The 2297-nt window shown below is 64.9% G+C and carries 2 protein-coding genes; one reads left to right on the top strand and one right to left on the bottom strand.

Annotated features, from left to right (window positions below; all coding sequences use genetic code 11):
* Window positions 1-11: 11 nt before the first annotated feature.
* Window positions 12-1286 carry a cytochrome P450 gene (locus VFW69_RS06325; protein ID WP_526499272.1) on the bottom strand — a complete coding sequence of 425 codons (1275 nt, stop codon included), beginning with the start codon at window positions 1284-1286 and terminating at the stop codon, window positions 12-14.
* Window positions 1287-1427: 141 nt separating this feature from the next.
* Here VFW69_RS06325 and VFW69_RS06320 point away from each other — a divergent pair.
* Window positions 1428-2297: Gfo/Idh/MocA family protein (locus tag VFW69_RS06320; protein WP_526499270.1), on the top strand; the 870-nt coding region annotated here is incomplete at its 3' end.

Here is a 2297-nt window from a genome sequence, read left to right as displayed (position 1 = left end):
TGCTTGCGTGTTCATGGTGTGTAAGAGGCCTTAAGGTGTTTGATGCCGTTGACGAAGTTCGACCTCAGCATGACCGGTTCGCCGGCCGCGCTGATGTCAGGGTAGCGCGCGTAGAGCATGCGAAACGCCACGTTCAACTCGAGGCGGGCCAGGTGGGCGCCCAGGCAATAGTGCGGTCCCGGGCCGCCGAAGGCGATGTGGTTGTTGGGTTTTCGCGTGATGTCGAAGCGCTCCGGCCGGTCAAAGACCGAGGGGTCGCGGTTGGCGGCGGGATACCAGACCACCACTTTGTCGCCGGCGTTGAAGGTATGAGTGACCTCGCCCTGCGGGCCGGTCAACGTCACGCCGTCACGGGTCACCGTGCGGCGAAAATGGATCACCGGGCTTGCGTACCTCAGGATTTCCTCGACCGCGGCGGGCGCCATCTCGTCGTAGCTCGCCAGCAGGCGGTCGCGCTGGTCGGGGTGGGCGCTGAGGATGAGCAGCCCGTGGCTCAGCGCATTGCGAGTGGTCTCGTTGCCCGCGCCGATCAGCAGGATGAAGAACTTCGCCAGCTCCTGAGGGGTCAAGTTCTCCTCGTCGGACGTAACCAGCTTGCTGATCACGTCGTCACGCGGCTGGGCGATGCGGTCCTCGGCGATTCGCTTGAGCAGCTCGATGAGCTGCTCGCTGATCTCGGTGACCGCGGCTCCGATGCCTGTGACGGTCTGGTCGGGTACGTACTCGGGATCCGAGGCGCCCAGCACGATGTTGGTCGCCCGCAGGATGAACTGTTCGTGTTCGCGTGGAACACCCAGCATGGTGTCGATGATGCGCAGCGGCAGCAGCGTGGCGAACGAAGAGACGAAGTCGCACTCACCCGAACGCGGCATCTCCTCGAGGATCTCGGCGGTGGTCTCTTCGGCCAGGCCACGTAGCTCGGACAGCATGCGGGGGGTAAACCCCCGCGACACGATCTTGCGCAGCCGCATGTGCTCGGGATCGTCCATGTCGATGATGGAGCCGCGATATTCGCGCATCTCGGCGGTCTGGTCGAAGATCTGTGTGCCCTGCCCGGAACTGAAGTCGCCGGGGCGACGGCTGATGTCGACGACGTCACGGTGGGCGCCGACCGCCCAGAATCCACGGGGCCGCGGTGAGTCGGGTCGGTTGGTGCGCACGAACACCGGGCCACCGGCCTCGCGAAGGCGCCGGTAGAGCTCGCTCCGGTCAGCGGGACGCTCTTGCCACCACCGCAGATCGATCAGCGGTGCAAACTGCTGCTCGTCGGTGTCGATCGCGCTCACAGCACCCGATTCTGGCACTCATGTCACTTATAGGCAATGCCGGGGTACTGGACCACTGCGGCAATGACTCAATAATTCTTGACCGCGGGCTGGAGTTATCTAACATTAGTGTCACTGCAACCAGCGGACGAGGGAGAGCGCATGACGTTACGGGTCGGCATCATCGGCGTGGGCTGGGGTGCGCATGTGCAGGTGCCCGGTTTCCGGGCGGCGAAGGGCTTCGAGCCTGTCGCGCTCTGCGCGCGCACACCCGAGCGGCTGGAACGGGTGGCCGGCAAGCTGGGCATCGAACAGACCTCCACCGATTGGGAGTCGTTCGTCACCCGCGACGACCTCGACGTCATCTCGGTCGCAACTCCCACGGTGTTACACCACGACATGACGATCGCCGCCCTGGCGGCAGGTAAGCCCGTGCTGTGCGAGAAGCCACTGGCAGGTGACCTCGCTGCGGCCCGCCACATGGTACGCGCCGCCACAGATTCCAAACTGCCCACCGCTTGTTGTTTCGAGAACCGGTGGAACCCGGACTGGTTGGCGGTCGCCGACAAGGTGCGCTCGGGCTTTCTCGGTTCGCAGTACCTCGCCCGGGTCAGCCGCAGCGCGTCGTATTGGCATCCGAGCCATCCGCTGCAGGCCCATTGGATGTACGACCGCGAGCAGGGCGGCGGCTACCTGGCCGGCATGCTGGTGCACGATCTCGACTTCCTGTGCAGCCTGCTCGGCAGCCCGGTGTCGGTGTGCGCCGAGGTGCGCACCAGCGATCCCGTTCGTGAACTGCCCGACGGCGGGACCCTGCACGTCACCGCCGACGACACCGCGGCTCTGCTGATGCGCATGGAGTCCGGGGTGACCGTCATTCTGAGCCTCTCGGTGATGGGCGCCCACGCCGATCATTACCGCCTTGAATTGTTCGGTTCCGATGGCACCATCATCGGAGACGGCGACTTACGTTCCGCGGCATACGGTCTCGGTGCGGCCACCGATGCGGGATTAAGTCCCCTGACGATCGAC

Origin of the sequence: Mycobacterium sp. (assembly GCF_036273375.1) — a bacterium.
Taxonomy (GTDB): domain Bacteria; phylum Actinomycetota; class Actinomycetes; order Mycobacteriales; family Mycobacteriaceae; genus Mycobacterium.
The sequence above is the reverse complement of the archived record's forward strand: the minus strand, read 5'-3'. Positions and strand labels throughout refer to the sequence as shown.